Here is a 14,038-nt window from a genome sequence, read left to right as displayed (position 1 = left end):
GCTGGCGGGAGTGTGGCGCCCGCTGCTGGTCCGGTGGCAGAGTATGCCTATGGACCCGGTAGGGATAGCGGCGGTCGTTCTGGTGCTGCTGGCCGGGGCGGCCGGCGGGCTGTGGTGGAAGCGCGCGGACGGCCGGCTCCGCACCGTGGCCCCGGCTGCGGTGGTGGCGGCCCAGCCTGTGGACAACGGTCGGAAGTTGTCGGACCCGGCTGCTTTACTCCTCCCCACCCAGGACGGGGTGGGGATCGACGCGGCGATGCTGGCTGGGCTCGGAGTCGGCCCAGGGGAGCGGGCGACCCTCCTGCAGTTCTCGTCCGCCTACTGCGCGCCCTGCCGGGCCGTGAGCCGGATCAGCGCCGAGGTCGCCCGCGAGGTTCCGGGCGTGCGGCACGTCGAGGTCGACGCCGATGAGCACCTCGACGCGGTGAAAGCGCTCGGGATCTGGCGTACCCCCACGCTGCTCGTGCTCGATCCGGCCGGGCGGGTCGTCAAGCGGGCCACCGGCGTACCGCAAAAGCCGCACCTCATCGCGGCCGTGACCGAATCGCTTTGATGTCTGATTATCAGATGGTGGCAGAATTGGGGCGTGACCGGAGAGCAGCGCGACAGCGTCGACGAGCATGTGGCGCGCTGGGCGGCGTTCTGGAAGGACGATCCGACCTTCGCCCCCGAGGTCGAGGGCGCCCTGGTCCGGATGAGCTACATCCTGCGCGAGCTGCGGCGCGAAGACGCGGCCGCCTTCGCCGGGTCGAAAGACCTGTCTCTGGAGGACTACAAGACGCTGCACGCGCTGATGATCCAGCCCTGGCCGGTCGAGGCGACGCCGGCCCAGCTTGCCGACGCCCTCAACGTGACCCGGGCCGCGGTCACCAGCCGGCTCGACCGGCTCGTCGCGGCCGAACTGGTCACCCGCCAGGTCGACGAGACCGACCGGCGGCGCGTGCTGGTGCGGCCCACCACCGCCGGGCGGGCCGCCTGGAACAAGCACATCTTCGAAGGCATGGACCGCGATCAGCGGATGCTCGGCGCCCTCAGCACCGACGAATTGAAGCAGCTCAATGCCTTGCTTCGGAAGGTGCTCATTTCCCGCGAAATTTGACCGGGATTCCGGTGATAGCCCGCACAGCGCTTTTTCCGGCCCCGGATGCGACGCTTCCACCCATGGAACTCGACCCGCGCGGGCAGCGGTTCGCTGCCACAGTGACCAGCGCGGTGCTGGTCGTCATCCTGCTGACCGGGTGGGGCTGGCTGGCGCTCGCGCAGACACTGATCTTCGCGATCACCGCGTACGACCCGCGCAAAGGACCCTACGGCCTGATCTATCGCGCGCTCGTCCTGCCCCGGATCGGGCCTCCGGCCGAGCGCGAGCCGGCCGCGCCGGTGCGCTTCGCCCAGCTGGTCGGCTTCACCTTCGCCGCCGTCGCGACGATCGGCTACCTGAGCGGCGTGACCGCGCTGGGCGTCGTCTTCGCCGCCTGCGCCCTGCTGGCCGCGTTCCTCAACGCCGCCTTCGGGCTGTGTCTGGGCTGCGAGGCCTACCTTGCCCTGCGCCGGTTGCGTCCGGCGCAGGCCAAGTAGGGCCTGTCCTGCAGGACAGGCCCTATCAGAACTTAGGAGCGTCGGGCGCCTCGAGCAGGCCCAGCCGCAGCGCGGTCATCAGCGCCTGCGCACGGTTGGCCGCGCCGAGCTTCTCGTAGAGCTTCGAGATGTGGGTCTTGGCCGTGGACTCGGAGACGAACAGCTGCTTCGCGATGCCGGCCACGCTCATGCCGTCGGCCAGCAGCCGCAGCACCTGACCCTCACGCGGGGACAGCTGCGGGCCGGACGGGGCGAGCCGCCGCTTCATCGCCTCGGCCAGGTCGGCCGCGGTGAACGCGCTCGGCGCCGAAGCGGCGTGCCGGGCGGCCGCCACGACCTCGTCGGCCGGGGCCGTCTTGGGCACGAACGCGCTGGCCCCGGCCTCGAGAGCGCCGAACAGCTGGTCGTCGCCCGCGTACATCGTGAGGACCACGATGCCCATGTTGGCGTTGTTCTTACGGAGGGCCTTGGTGGCTTCGAGACCGCTGCCGTCGGGCAGGCGGAGATCCATGATCACCACGTCGGGCTGCAGGGCGCCCGCCTGGCGGACCGCCTCGGCGGCCGTGGCGGCCTCGCCGACGACCTCGAACTGACGGTCGCGCTCGAATGCGTGTCGCAGCCCCTTGCGAATCAGGTCGTGGTCATCCACCAGGAGGACCTTGGTGCGCGTCGTCGGCGCCGGACTGGTCGACATGCTCGGGTTACTCCCCTTCTGGAGCGGAAACGCTATCCCGCACGCTATCGCGCCTAGCCGGAGATCCGAGCACTACAGCTACGGTTGTCCCGCTGGGGTGTCGCGGCGTGATCTTGAGTCTTCCCCGGATGCGTTCGGCCCGCTCGGCCATGATGGTCAAGCCGTAACGACCGTCCGGTCGGTCGTCCGCGAATCCCTTGCCGTCGTCGGAGACCTCGATCTCGGCGAAGGGCGGGTCGACGGTGCAGGTAACCCACAGATTAGAGGCACCGGCGTGTTTGCGCGCATTGGTGATCGCCTCCTGGGCGATCCGCAGCAGCTCCGCCTCGGTAGCGGCGGGCAGGCGCGCGGTCGATTCGTCGAACGTGAAGTGCACCCGCAGCCCGGCACTGGTGCCGAGCGTGCGCGCGTATTCCGCGATGGCGGCGGCCAGACCGCCGTTGCGGTCCACCTCGGACCGCAGCTCGAACAGGCTCAGACGCAACTCGGTGATCACCCGCGTCACCTCGCCGCGCAGCGTACGCAGCTCCTCGGCCGTCTCCTCGGCGCCCTCGGGCAGCGTGGCCTGTGCGTTGTCGATGCCGTAGCCGACCATCACGAGTTCCTGGGCCACCCCGTCGTGGATCTCACGGGCCAGCCGCTGCCGCTCCTCGTTGGTCGCGAGCGAGCGCACGTCGTCGAAGAGCAGGGCGGCTTCCAGCCGCAGGGCGGCCGGTCCGGTCACGCCTGTCACTTCGGCCAGCACGCTTGACGGGTACGCGTTGGAGACATCCGCCTCGAGGATCACCAGACCGATCGTCCGTACGCCGGCGACCAGCGGGACCACCAGGGAGGAGACGTCGCCGCCGAAGTGCGAACGGGCCTGCGACCGGCTGGCCGTCTGCGGCTGCTGGGTCGCCCACGCGTCGGCGATCGCCGAATCGGCGTCGAGCGTGGTCTCCCAGTCGACCCGGTCGGCACCGGTCTGGGCGAGCACGACCAGGCGACCGCCGCCGCTCGCCGAGAGCACGGCCGCCCGGTCGCCCGGTGCGACCAGCCGCAGCTCCTCCAGCAGGTGCTCGGAGATGCCGCCTGGGTCCAGAGTGGCGCCGGGCAGCGAGCGGGCGACGCTGCGCAGCTGGGTGAGCAGGCGGGTCGCCTCGGCGTACGGCTGGGGGGTGGGCTCGGCCGGCTGCATGAACTGACGCATGGTGTCGGCCGCGAACGTGACGATCGCGCCGAGCACCAGCCACTGGCCCCCGGCGGCCAGGAAGCCGGGCTCGGTGATCGGATCCTGATCGCCACCCGACAGCAGCGTGCCGCCGACCACCAGCGCGACCGTGGCCACCCCGAGCAGCGCGGCGCCCTCGGTCGGGCGGCGGCGCAGGGCGGCGGTCAGCAGCGGGACGGCCAGGTAGGGCAGCACTGCCTCGGCGCCGAAGCCGGCGTCCACCGTCTTGCTCAGGTCGGCCGCGGCGGCGATCGAGCCGGCCGCCAGCCCGGTGATCGTGACCTCGGCGAACCGGCCCAGCGGACCGAGTACGCGGTGGTCGGGGGCGAGGAAGGCGGGCAGCGCGGCCACGACGAGCAACGCGATCCAGCGGAGCTCGGAGACCTCCCTGGTGGCGATCCAGGTGAGCGCGGCGACCAGCGCGAGCATGATGGCACGCGCGACCGCGGCGAGCGGCTGAGCGCGCGCGGGGACACTGGGGAGGACCGGCACCTGACGGATGGTAGTCGCACCTGGCCGGAGGAGCCTATCTGCCGGTCGGCCGGGTGCGGATCCCCCGGCCGTCGGCGGATTCCGAGTACCCGGGCCGGTCACCGGGAATGTCGGGCGCACGAGGTAGCCTCCCGTGCATGGCGGATACCTCGACGCAGTCGATTCAGGTCCATGCGCCCGTCGACCGCGTGGCCGCGGTGATCAGCGACTTCCGGCGTTACCCGGAGTGGGCCGACGCCATGAAGCAGGTCGAGGTCCTCGAGGAGTACGAGGACGGCTACGCGGCCCGGGTCCGGTTCGTGATCGACGCCGGAGTGCTGGCCGACGACTACACCCTCGACTACGAATATGCGGAGGACCTGACCCGCATCGAGTGGCACCTGGTCGCGCCGTCCAAGACCCAGAAGTCGCAGCGCGGCTCCTACGACCTGGCCGACAACGGCGACGGCACCACCACGGTGACCTACAGCCTCGAGGTCGAGCTCTCCATCGGCATGCTGGGCATGTTCCGCCGCAAGGCCGAAAAGATGATCATGGACACGGCGCTGAAGACGCTCAAGCGCCGGGTGGAAAGCCTGACCTGAGCGCTTTCGACAAGCGGCCATAGTTGAAGAGTGAGCGGCGGCGTGAGGAGGGGTCATGGCGGGAACGGCTCGAGACGAAGCCGAGCGGCTGGTCGCAGCGGTCCTGGCGATGGCCGGTTCGGCCGGCGCCGGCACCGGCGACGAGGACGGTGACGCCGGCGACAAGGTCGGTGACATCGGCGAGAAGGTCGCGGCGGGGTTGGGCGCTCTCAGCGAGACGGTCTCCGACTTCCTCGGCCGCCTGAGCGCCCCCGCCGACGATTCCGCCCGGGCAGGCGATTCCACCGGCTCGACTGATTCCAGCGGCCCGGCCGATTCCAGCGCCGCAACCGATTCCAGCGGGGCGTTCGGCTCCGGCGGCCCGAGCAGCGCCGCGACGGGCGGCGGTAGCCCGAGCGGCGGCGGCACGGTCGGTGGCGGCGGCACGGTCGGTGGCGGCGGCACGGTCGGTGGCGGCGGCACGGGCGGTGGCGGCGGCACGGGCGGTGGCGCAGGCCGCGGTGGCAATCGGGATGCCGAGGGGCGAAACGGCGATGTTCTGAGCGGCGTTCTGGACGCCGTGCGAGCTGCCACCGGTGGTCGCCCGAGCGGCGGTCATGCCGGAAGCGGCGGCCGGAGCGGTCGGCACCAGGGCGGTGCCTGGGCGACCGGCAGCGCCGAGTGTTGCGTCTGCCCGATCTGCCGGGTGATCTCGACCATGCGCGACCCGAGCCCCGAGACCGCGGTCAAACTGGCCATGGGCGCGGGCGAACTCGCGACCGGCGTGGCGAGCGTGATGCGCGCCTTCTCCTCGATGGTCGGCGACCGAGCCGGCACGCCGCCGACGCCCGCGCGCGCCCGCACGGAAAACCGCGACGAGAACTGGTCCACCGCCACGCGCACGACCAACCGTCCCGCCGACGCTTGGTCCGCGGTGACCAATCCGGCGGCGGCCGAGGCCGAGGCAGCCGAGCCCGCGCCGGGTCGGCGGGCAACCGCTCCCGACTCGTCGGCGGCGGCGTCCGGCACGTCCGGCACGTCCGACCCGGGCGAGCCCGGTGAAGCCAAGGCCACGGATGCCGGGACGGCCAAGCCCGCGCCGGGTGGGCGGGCGACTGCTCCCGACTCGTCGTCGGCGTCCGGCACGTCCAACCGGGGCGGGCCCGGCGTAGCCAAGGCCACCGGTCCTTGGTCGACAGCGACGAACGCGGCCGTACCGCCGGAGCGGGACGGCGGCGCTGCGCCTGCGCCGGCCGCCGGGTCGGGTGCTGCGCCTGGGCCGGCCGGGCGGGGCGGCGGGGGTGACTCGTGGGCTGCGGCGACTACGGCCAGCGCGGCTGAGGTGTCGGCGCAGCATGCGGCCGAGGTGGAGGCGCGGGCGGCGCGGCGGGCGGCCGAGCAGGCCGCGCAGCGGGAGGCTGCCCGGGCCGCGTCGCGGCGGGCCAAGGAGGCGGCCGAGCGGGTTGCCGAGGCGGTTCGGCTGGCGGAGGCCGCGCGCGAACTCGGGAACGGCGAGGGAGCCGACGAGAGAGGCGAGGGAGCCGGTCAAGGGGCCGGCGGCGGTACCGGGTCCGGTGGGGTGCGCGACGCCCACGGTGCTGGTGGGGCGCGTACTCCTCGGAAGCGGGACGTCTGGGCCGCTGCCACCGCCGATGCGGGTGTTGCCGCCGTAGGCGGCGAAGAGACGTTGGATCATGATGGCTCAGGCGCCACGAAGCCGGATGAGCGCGGCGGTGCGGCGGGCGATGATGCTCGCGGCGACGACGCGGTGTGAAATAGCAGCAGAGGAGACAGCGTGACGCTGACCATCGGAGTCGACGTCGGCGGCACGAAGGTGGCCGGTGGGGTGGTTGACGAGCGCGGCAACGTGCTGGCCGCCAACCGGCGCAGCACCCCGGCCGAGGATCCGGCCGGCACCCGCGACACGATCGCCGAGGTGGCCGCGGAGCTGGCTCGTGAGCACCCGGAGGCGGTCTCGATCGGCATCGGCGCCGCGGCCTGGATCGACGCGGCCGGTTCGACCGTGCTGTTCGCGCCCAATTTGGCCTGGCGCGACGAGCCGCTGCGGGACTACGTCAGCAAGCAGGTCGGGCTGCCGACCGTGCTCGAGAACGACGCCAACGTGGCTGCCTGGGCCGAGTTCCGGTTCGGGGCGGCGCGGCAGGCCGACGACTCGATGGTGATGATCACGGTGGGGACCGGCATCGGCGGCGGGATCGTGCTGGGCGGCAAGTTGTGGCGCGGGGCCAACGGCATGGCGGGCGAGCTCGGTCACATCCAGTCGGTTCCCGACGGGCATCCGTGCGGGTGCGGGCGGCTCGGCTGCCTGGAGCAGTACGCCAGTGGCAACGCTCTTGTCCGGTTCGCCCGGGCCGGTGCCCGGCAGGAGCCGGAGAGGGCCGCTCAGCTGCTCGAACTCGCCGGGGGAGACCCGCTGGCGATCTCCGGCCGGCAGATCACCGAGGCGGCCCGGGCCGGCGACGGCGTGGCGCGGGACGCGTTCGCCCAGATCGGCTACTGGCTCGGTGTGGCGATGGCCGACCTGGCGCAGAGCTTCGACCCCCAGATCCTGGTGGTGGGTGGCGGCGTTATCGACGCGGGGGACCTTTTGATGGGGCCGACCCAGCGAACCTATCGGGATCAGCTCGCCGCGCGCGGGCGGTTCCCGATCGCCGAGGTGGTTGCGGCCCAGATGGGCAACACCGCCGGGGTGGTCGGCGCGGCCGACCTGGCCCGGCGGATCTGAGCGACGAGGGGTCGAGGGTGTCCGGGGTTCCGCTGCGGGTGATGAGCTACAACGTCCACGGGTTGGCGGATGATCGGGCCGCCCTGGTCTCCCTGATCCGGGACCTCGAGCCGGATGTGTTGATCGTGCAGGAGGCGCCGCGGCGGTTCCGCTGGCGGCACAAGTGCGCGGCGCTGGCCGACGACTCCGGCCTGGTGGTCGCCGCCGGTGGCCTGCCCGCGCTGGGCAATCTGCTGCTGGTGAGCATGCGGGTGGCGGTGCACGAGACGTGGTGCACCCGTTTCCCGTTGACCCCGGGCCGGCACATGCGGGGGGCCGCGTTCGCCCGCGGGTCGGTGCGCGGCGGCCGGTTCACGCTTTCCGGTTCGCATCTGGCCACCGACCCGGCCGAGCGGCCGTCGCAGGCCGCGGTCTGGAAGGAGCAGCTTTCGGCGGTCGAGGGCCCGCTGATCGTGGCCGGCGACCTCAACGAGGGTCCGGGCGGCGGCGCCTGGCGGATGGTCGAGGACGGCCTGTCCAGCCCCGCCGACTCGGCGCCGACGTTCCCGGCTTCGCTGCCCGCCCGGCGCATCGACGGGATCTTCGTCTCGACCGACATCACGATCGAGAAGTACGAGGTCGTGGACGACGAGCGGGCGCTGTCGGCGAGTGATCATCTGCCGGTCGTCGCCGACCTTGTCCTCCCTTCCTCGTAGGGGTACCGGTCTGGCAGGATTCGCCGGGTGCAGGACACCCCCGACCTTGCCGACCGCCGAGACGCGATCTGTGTCATCGGCGCGGGCGCCAGCGGACTGGCCACGATAAAAAACCTGCGTGAGCGCGGGTTCGCCGTCGACTGCTACGAGCGCGAGACCTCGGTCGGCGGCGCCTGGAACTGGCGGCACGACCGCAGCCCGGTCTATGCGAGCACGCATCTGATCTCGTCGCGGCCGATGACCGAGTTCCCCGACTTCCCGATGCCCGATTCCTGGCCCGACTACCCGCACCACAGCCAGATGCTGTCCTATCTGGAGCGCTACTCCGAGCATTTCGGCCTCGACGACTGCATCTGGTTCGGCACCGAGGTGGTCTCGGTGGTGCCGACCGGGGACGGCCGCTGGGACGTGACGACCCAGTCGACCGGCGGCGGCTCGTCGCGGGTGCAGCGCTACGCCGGGGTGGTGGTTGCCAACGGGCACAACTGGTCGCCCGCCGAGCCTGCGATCGAGGGCGAGTTCCGGGGCGGGCGGGTCATCCACGCCTCGGCATATAAAGATCCGGCGATGCTGCGGCACCGCCGGGTGCTGGTGGTCGGCGGCGGCAACTCGGGCTGCGACATCGCGGTGGAGGCGGCGCAGCACGCCGACACGGTGTGGCATTCGACCCGGCGCGGCTATTGGTATGCCCCGAAATACGTGCTCGGCCGGCCCGCCGACCAGGTCGCTTCGAAGATCACGAGGTGGCGGCTGCCGTTGAAGGCGAGGCAGTGGCTCTATCGCCGCACGCTGGCGTTCACCACCGGCGACCTGACACGGTTCGGCGTGCAGAAGCCCGACCACCGGCCGTACGAGAGTCATCCGATCGTCAACAGTCAGCTGGCCTACTACCTGGGCCACGGCCGCATCACCGCGGTCGGCGACGTGACCCGGTTCGACGGTCACACGGTCGAACTGGCCGGCGGCCGGCGCATCGAACCCGACCTGGTGATCACGGCGACCGGCTACGCCCCCCGGTTCGAGTTCCTCGAGCCGGGGCTGCTCGACACCGACGCCGACGGCCGCCCCGACCTGCACCTGCACGCGTTCGCCCGCAAGCACCCGACGCTGGCGGTGGTCGGCCTGCTGCAGCCCGATGCCGGTCTGCTGCCGCTGGCGCACTGGCAGAGTGTGGCGGTGGCCCGCTGGCTGCGGCTGCGGGCCACCGATCCGGCCCGGGCGACCGCGGTGCAGCAGAAGGAGTCGGCCCGGCCGGTCCGCAGCTGGTCGCGCCGCCGGGTGGTGCCGTCCCGCCGCCACTGGTTCGAGGTCGACCACGTCGCCTACCTGCGGGCGGTCGAGGCTCTCCTGCGTGAGATGGAGGCTGCCGCGTGAGCGCGATCATCCGCTTCGAGGACTGGACGGACCCGGTCCCGCCGTTCGAGCGGGAGGTCGTCAGCCGGCTGCCGGAGGACGAGTCGACCGCCAAGCCGCCGCTGCTCTTCGTGCCCGGCCTCGGCCACGGCTCCTGGGTGTGGACCGATTGGCTCACCCACGCCGCGGGTCGCGGCTTCCGGGCGTACGCGGTGACGCCGCGCCCGGGCGGCACCCTTCGCACCCACGTCCACGACGTCGTGCAGACGGCGGCCTCGCTGCCCCGGCAGGCGGTGCTGGTCGGGCACGGGGCGGGCGCGCTGACCGTCGCGTACGCCCTGGGCCGCTACCCGGCGAAGGCGGCGGTCCTCGCCGCCCCCGTCGTCGACGGCTGGACCACCCTGGGGACGGCGTTGCGGGCCAACCCGGCCGGCACCCTGCCCGCGATCTTCGGTGGCCGGCTGGGCCTCAGCCGGCGCCAGCTGTTCGGCGACCGGCTGCCGGTCGAGCAGGCCGACGGGTTCGTCCAGCGGCTCGACCGCGTACGCCCCCGGCGCGAGCTGATCACCCACCGGCCGGCGCCCGATCCGGTGGGCGCGCCGCCGGTGCTGGTGGTGGGCAGCCCCGACGACCGGGTGGTGCCGCGGGCCTCGCTCGACCGCACGGCGGCCCGCTACGGCGGCGCCCCGTTGCTCTTCCCGGGCATGGGCCACGATCTGATGCTCGACGAGGGCTGGGCCGAGCCGATCGGCGCGATCCTCGACTGGCTGGAGAAGGAGCTGGCGCCGGTCCCGTGAGGGGGCCGGGCGTCAGCGGCTCACTGCCGGGCGCTCAGGGTTGCGCGGCGGCGCTGCTTGGGCACCTGGGCGGCCAGGCGTCCGGTGTGGTCGAGGGCCCGCAGATAGGCGCGGGCCCAGGCCAGGATGTCGTGCCGGGTGATATATCGGCGCATCGCGGCCATCCGCCGGGCCAGTTCGGCCGGGTCGGCGTCGATCGCGCTCAGCAGGGTTTCCTTGAGCCCGTCGACGTCGTGCGGGTTGACCTGGAAGGCGTCCGTCAGCTCGTCCACGGCGCCGGCGAACTCGCTGAGCACCAGCGCGCCGGTGTCGTCCGGCCGGGCCGCCACGAACTCCTTGGCGACCAGGTTCATCCCGTCGCGCAGCGGCGTCACGACCATGACGTCGGCGGTCTGGTAGAGCGCGGCCAGATCGGCCCGGTCGAACGACTGGTTGAGGTAGTGGATGGCGGGCTCGCCGACCCGGCCGTACTCGCCGTTGATGCGGCCGACCTCGCCCTCGATCCGGTCGCGCAATATCCGGTAGCTTTCGACCCGTTCCCGGCTCGGCACCGCGACCTGCACCATCACCGTGTCGCGCACCTTGATGCGCCCGTCGCGCAGCAGTTCGCTGTACGCGGTGAGCCGATGCTCGATCCCCTTGGTGTAGTCGAGCCGGTCGACGCTGAGCAGCACCCGCTTGTGCGGCCCGAGGTCGTGCCGGAGCTGCCGGACCTGGCTGATCACCGAGGGCCGCGCGCTGAGCGCCCGCATCTCGCCGACGTCGATCGAGACCGGGAACGCGCCGGTGCGCACCACCCGGCCGTCGAGGTGGATCGCGTCGTCGGCCCCTTCGGCGCCGAGCAGCTTGGCCGCCAGCTGGGCCGCGTTGTGGGCGGCCTGCGGGCGCTGGAAGCCGACCAGGTCGGCGCCGAGCATGCCGCGCATCAGTTCGACCCGGCGGGGGAGCTGCATGAACAGTTCGGGCGGCGGGAACGGCACGTGCATGAAGAATCCGATGAGCAGGTCGGGCCGGAGTTCCCGCAGCAGCTGGGGCACGAGCTGGAGGTGGTAGTCCTGTATCCACACCGCGGCGCCCGGTTCGGCGACCTCGGCCGCCGCCTCGGCGAACTTCCGGTTGACCGCGCGGTAGGTCTCCCACCAGCCGCGGTCGAAGACGGGTGGCTCGACCGCGTCGTGGTAGAGCGGCCAGAGCGTCGAGTTGGCGAAGCCCTCGTAGTAGCCGCGCAGCTCGGGTTCGGAGAGCGGGACCGGCCGCAGCCGGAGCGTGCCGATGTCGGGCATTTGCGGGGCCCGGTCGACGCCTCCGGCCCAGCCGACCCAGGTGGCCGGGGTCTTCTGCAGGATCGCGTGCAGGGCACTGGCGAGGCCGCCGGGACTTCGTCGCCACTCGCACGCGCCGTCGGGCGCGGCATTGTCGTCGAGCGGGAGCCGGTTGGCGACGACGACCAGGGAGCTCTGACGCATCACCGAAGGTTACTGCACAGCTACCCAGATATATACAGATGGTGATCTATACGACCGCACCGTCGTCGAAGTCGTCGTCCTCGTCGTCACCCGATCGAAGTCGCCAGACCAGCATCACGGCACCGGAGACGATCGCCGCGAAGCCGAGCAGGGTCACGTAGTCGCGGTCGATCGGCAGCAGGTCCGGGAAGAGGAACAGCACGAAGCCGACCACCACGCCGAGGAGGCCCATCACCGCGTACTTCGAGATGCGGGGGAGCGGCGGGGGTGGCGGCGGGACATAACGCTCGTCGTCCTCGCCGCCCTCGATGCCGTCGAGCTCGTCGAGGCCGTCGAGCAGGGACGGCGGGTCGGGCTGGTCGGTGCGCCGGCGGTTGAGCGTGATGCCCGAGAAGTCGGCCGCCGACTGCAGGCGCGGCGGCGCGGGCGGCGGCTTGGCCGGCCCGTCCTCGATGCTCTCGGCGGCCGGCCACGGCGTGGCGGCGGTCGGGTCGGGCGCGGTGTGGAAGCCGGCGATGATCTCGGCCCAGGCGGCGTCGACCTCGGCCTGGGGGGCCGCGGGGGCGGCGGTGGGATCGGCCGGTGGCGGTGGCGGTGGCGGAGTCGGCAGCTCGCCGCCGGTGGCCTTGTGGAGGAACTCGCGCGCGGTCTGGAGCTGGGTCCGATCGACGTAGAGCCGGTCGGTGGGCCGGGCGGGCAGGGTGGTGGCGCGCAGGATCGGGTTGAGATCGGCCGTCGGCTGAAGGTAGGCCGCGATGCCGCTGGCCCCGAGCACGTCAAGAAGGTGCTCGCCGATGCGCGGATCGACGTCACCCGCGACCGCGTAGTCGGCCGCGTCGATCCCGTTGTCCCGCCGCCCGCGACGGGCACCACCCGCTGTCACCCCTGCACACTCCCTCGCCAACCGTGCCTTGAATGGTGACACGACAGGTGCCGGTTACGGGAGTGCGTTGTGGCGCGCCGTCCCGCTCCGTACGCTTCCCTTCCCACCCGATGTCCCGTCCGTTTGCGCCTGATGTCCCGGAAGTCCCGGAAAGGACACCGTGTTCTACTGGCTGCTGAAGTACGTGGTTCTCGGACCCCTGCTGAGACTGCTGTTCCGCCCCGACGTGCAGGGCCTGGCCAACGTGCCCGCCACCGGGCCGGTGATCCTCGCCTGCAATCACCTATCGTTCTCCGACTCGATCTTCACACCGCTTCTGGTCGCCCGCAGGGTGACGTTCGTCGCGAAAGCGGAGTACTTCACCGGCCAGGGGATCAAAGGCCGTCTGATGCGGCGGTTCTTCCTCGCCACCGGGACGATCCCGGTCGACCGCTCGGGTGGGCAGGCCGCCCAGGCGGCCCTCGACACCCTGCTGAGAGTGCTGCGCGAGGGCGGCATCGCCGGCATCTACCCCGAGGGCACCCGGTCGCCCGACGGCCGCCTCTATCGCGGTAAGACCGGTGTGGCCCGGCTGGCCCTCGAGAGCGGTGCCGTAGTGGTGCCGGTCGCGCTGCTCAACACCGACGAGATCCAGCTCACCGGCACCCTCGTGCCCAAGGTCAAGCGGGTGCGCCTGCGGTTCGGCGCCCCGCTGGACTTCTCCCGCTACGCTGCCCGGCCACAACCCGAAGGGCGACAAGAGGGATCGCGCGGCGACCGGTTCGTCGAACGCACCATCACCGACGAGATCATGTACGAGCTGATGACGATGACCGGACGTCCATATGTCGACGTCTATGCCGTCAAGAAGCCGGAGGTCAGGAAACAGCCATCCCCGCCCGTCGGCGTAGCGCCTGCAGGTCGGTGACCACGATCCGGCGGCCCTCGGTGCGCAGCCAGCCCCGGCTGGCGAACGAGCCGATCGCCTGGTTGACGCTCTGCCGGGAGCCGCCGGCCATCTCGGCCAGCTGACTCTGATTGAGCTCGATCGTGATCATCGGGGCCTGGCTCTCGCCGGCCAGGCGCACCAGCGTCTTGGCGACCCGGCCGGGCAGGTCGAGGAAGACGTGATCGGTGTTCTGCTCGGTGAGCCGCCGGATCAGCGCGCCGACCGAGCGCATCACCGCGTCGAGGATCCGCGGATTGGAATGCACGAGATCCATGAACGCGGCCCGCGACAGTGTGAGGGCCTGGCAGTCCTCGATGGCCTCGGCCGAGGTGCTCCGGGTCGAGGCGTCCAACAGGGACACCTCGCCGAGCACGTCCGGTGGCCGCACGACGGTGAGCACGGCTCGCTCGCCGGTCGGTGCGGTGCGGAAGATCGCGACCGCGCCCCGCTTGAGGATGATGAGTGACTCGCCGGGGTCATGTTCGACGAAGAGGATCTGACCCTTGCGGTAGTTACGCGGAACGGCCGTGGCGATGACCCGCTGCCGGACGTCGGGCTCCAGCCCGGCGAACATCTCCACGCCGTTGAGCGCGTCGCCGTCGTTCGGCAGACGATGGTCCACGGCCGCTATCC

15 protein-coding genes are annotated in these 14,038 nt (G+C 71.9%); 10 read left to right on the top strand and 5 right to left on the bottom strand.

Annotated features, from left to right (window positions below):
- The first annotated feature begins 49 nt into the window (after positions 1-49).
- The 3 genes from ACIA5C_RS28105 to ACIA5C_RS28095 all read left to right on the top strand — a co-directional run bounded on the left by ACIA5C_RS28105 (position 50) and on the right by ACIA5C_RS28095 (position 1,578).
- Positions 50-553 carry a TlpA family protein disulfide reductase gene (locus ACIA5C_RS28105; RefSeq protein ID WP_396059767.1) on the top strand — a complete coding sequence of 168 codons (504 nt, stop codon included), beginning with the start codon at positions 50-52 and terminating at the stop codon, positions 551-553.
- A gap of 33 nt (positions 554-586) precedes the next feature.
- A complete protein-coding gene (locus ACIA5C_RS28100) occupies positions 587-1,099 on the top strand; it encodes a MarR family winged helix-turn-helix transcriptional regulator (RefSeq protein WP_396059765.1) in 513 nt (170 codons plus the stop codon).
- Between the two features lie 62 nt (positions 1,100-1,161).
- Positions 1,162-1,578 (top strand): DUF4395 domain-containing protein, encoded by a 417-nt coding sequence (locus ACIA5C_RS28095; RefSeq protein WP_396059763.1) that lies wholly within the window; start codon positions 1,162-1,164, stop codon positions 1,576-1,578.
- A 25-nt stretch (positions 1,579-1,603) separates the two neighbouring features.
- Here the strand turns inward: ACIA5C_RS28095 and ACIA5C_RS28090 are convergent, their stop codons facing one another.
- On the bottom strand, positions 1,604-2,272 hold the full coding sequence (locus ACIA5C_RS28090) for a response regulator (RefSeq protein ID WP_020512124.1): 669 nt from the start codon (positions 2,270-2,272) through the stop codon (positions 1,604-1,606).
- A 7-nt stretch (positions 2,273-2,279) separates the two neighbouring features.
- Positions 2,280-3,974 (bottom strand): GAF domain-containing sensor histidine kinase, encoded by a 1,695-nt coding sequence (locus tag ACIA5C_RS28085; protein WP_396059761.1) that lies wholly within the window; start codon positions 3,972-3,974, stop codon positions 2,280-2,282.
- 137 nt (positions 3,975-4,111) lie between these two features.
- Between ACIA5C_RS28085 and ACIA5C_RS28080 the strand changes: the two genes are divergently transcribed.
- Genes ACIA5C_RS28080 through ACIA5C_RS28055 form a run of 6 tightly spaced genes read left to right on the top strand, consistent with a single transcriptional unit; the run spans position 4,112 to position 10,128 of the window.
- Entirely contained in the window at positions 4,112-4,558 is a 447-nt protein-coding gene (locus ACIA5C_RS28080; RefSeq protein WP_396059759.1) for an SRPBCC family protein, read from the top strand.
- 55 nt (positions 4,559-4,613) lie between these two features.
- Positions 4,614-6,311: a hypothetical protein gene (locus ACIA5C_RS28075; protein WP_396059757.1), complete on the top strand. Its 1,698-nt coding sequence runs from the start codon at positions 4,614-4,616 to the stop codon at positions 6,309-6,311.
- A gap of 21 nt (positions 6,312-6,332) precedes the next feature.
- Complete coding sequence (locus ACIA5C_RS28070) at positions 6,333-7,283, top strand: ROK family glucokinase (protein WP_396059755.1); 951 nt, start codon at positions 6,333-6,335, stop codon at positions 7,281-7,283.
- A 41-nt stretch (positions 7,284-7,324) separates the two neighbouring features.
- Positions 7,325-7,978 carry an endonuclease/exonuclease/phosphatase family protein gene (locus ACIA5C_RS28065; RefSeq protein WP_396060603.1) on the top strand — a complete coding sequence of 218 codons (654 nt, stop codon included), beginning with the start codon at positions 7,325-7,327 and terminating at the stop codon, positions 7,976-7,978.
- A gap of 27 nt (positions 7,979-8,005) precedes the next feature.
- Positions 8,006-9,352, top strand: a complete 1,347-nt coding sequence (locus ACIA5C_RS28060; protein WP_396059753.1) for a flavin-containing monooxygenase — start codon at positions 8,006-8,008, stop codon at positions 9,350-9,352.
- The gene (locus ACIA5C_RS28055) at positions 9,349-10,128 is read left to right on the top strand and encodes an alpha/beta hydrolase (RefSeq protein ID WP_396059751.1); all 780 of its coding nucleotides are present in this window, start codon (positions 9,349-9,351) and stop codon (positions 10,126-10,128) included. Before ACIA5C_RS28060 ends, ACIA5C_RS28055 begins: the two co-directional genes overlap by 4 nt.
- 20 nt (positions 10,129-10,148) lie before the next feature.
- Here the strand turns inward: ACIA5C_RS28055 and ACIA5C_RS28050 are convergent, their stop codons facing one another.
- Positions 10,149-11,594, bottom strand: a complete 1,446-nt coding sequence (locus ACIA5C_RS28050; RefSeq protein WP_396059749.1) for a trehalose-6-phosphate synthase — start codon at positions 11,592-11,594, stop codon at positions 10,149-10,151.
- Between the two features lie 46 nt (positions 11,595-11,640).
- Positions 11,641-12,477 carry a DUF308 domain-containing protein gene (locus ACIA5C_RS28045; RefSeq protein WP_396059747.1) on the bottom strand — a complete coding sequence of 279 codons (837 nt, stop codon included), beginning with the start codon at positions 12,475-12,477 and terminating at the stop codon, positions 11,641-11,643.
- A gap of 160 nt (positions 12,478-12,637) precedes the next feature.
- Between ACIA5C_RS28045 and ACIA5C_RS28040 the strand changes: the two genes are divergently transcribed.
- Positions 12,638-13,384, top strand: coding sequence for a lysophospholipid acyltransferase family protein (locus tag ACIA5C_RS28040; RefSeq protein WP_396059745.1), 747 nt, complete (start codon positions 12,638-12,640; stop codon positions 13,382-13,384).
- Here the strand turns inward: ACIA5C_RS28040 and ACIA5C_RS28035 are convergent.
- Positions 13,335-14,027 (bottom strand): Crp/Fnr family transcriptional regulator, encoded by a 693-nt coding sequence (locus ACIA5C_RS28035; protein WP_396059743.1) that lies wholly within the window; start codon positions 14,025-14,027, stop codon positions 13,335-13,337. The two genes, ACIA5C_RS28040 and ACIA5C_RS28035, sit on opposite strands and share 50 nt — an antisense overlap.
- Positions 14,028-14,038 lie beyond the last annotated feature (11 nt).

The organism is Actinoplanes sp. NPDC051343, from assembly GCF_044455125.1.
Taxonomy (GTDB): domain Bacteria; phylum Actinomycetota; class Actinomycetes; order Mycobacteriales; family Micromonosporaceae; genus Actinoplanes.
This window is presented reverse-complemented; position numbering and strand designations above follow the sequence as displayed.

What these genes read in the sequence shown, in the direction of transcription:
- ACIA5C_RS28105 (WP_396059767.1), top strand. Translation starts at nt 50, where the DNA reads ATGGACCCGGTAGGGATAGCGGCGGTCGTTCTGGTGCTGCTGGCCGGG.
- ACIA5C_RS28050 (WP_396059749.1), bottom strand. Translation starts at nt 11,594, where the DNA reads ATGCGTCAGAGCTCCCTGGTCGTCGTCGCCAACCGGCTCCCGCTCGAC.
- ACIA5C_RS28080 (WP_396059759.1), top strand. Translation starts at nt 4,112, where the DNA reads ATGGCGGATACCTCGACGCAGTCGATTCAGGTCCATGCGCCCGTCGAC.
- ACIA5C_RS28075 (WP_396059757.1), top strand. Translation starts at nt 4,614, where the DNA reads ATGGCGGGAACGGCTCGAGACGAAGCCGAGCGGCTGGTCGCAGCGGTC.
- ACIA5C_RS28095 (WP_396059763.1), top strand. Translation starts at nt 1,162, where the DNA reads ATGGAACTCGACCCGCGCGGGCAGCGGTTCGCTGCCACAGTGACCAGC.
- ACIA5C_RS28065 (WP_396060603.1), top strand. Translation starts at nt 7,325, where the DNA reads ATGAGCTACAACGTCCACGGGTTGGCGGATGATCGGGCCGCCCTGGTC.
- ACIA5C_RS28090 (WP_020512124.1), bottom strand. Translation starts at nt 2,272, where the DNA reads ATGTCGACCAGTCCGGCGCCGACGACGCGCACCAAGGTCCTCCTGGTG.